Origin of the sequence: Sedimentibacter sp. B4 (genome assembly GCF_000309315.1) — a bacterium.
GTDB lineage: Bacteria > Bacillota > Clostridia > Tissierellales > Sedimentibacteraceae > Sedimentibacter > Sedimentibacter saalensis.
In genome coordinates, this window is the sequence record NZ_CANG01000631.1 from 1 (window position 1) to 223 (window position 223).

Annotated in this window: 1 pseudogene; it reads left to right on the top strand. The window is 67.3% G+C overall.

Annotated features, from left to right (window positions below):
* Positions 1-223 (top strand): annotated as a pseudogene (locus BN358_RS23995) (ABC transporter ATP-binding protein); the annotation flags it as partial.

Sequence of the window (223 nt, forward strand, 5' to 3'; positions counted from 1 at the left end):
TGAACAACCTCTTCCCGCCGCACGAGCCGAACATCGGCGAGGAGCGGTTCCGCGTCGAGGACTGGACCGCCTACCACCCCGTCGACACGACCCGGAAAGTGGTCAACCACGCGCACTTCAGCGTCCGCGCAGGCGAGATCGTCGGCTTCGCCGGGCTGATGGGAGCCGGACGCACCGAGCTCGCGATGAGCCTGTTCGGCCGTCTGTGGGGGACCAACATCTC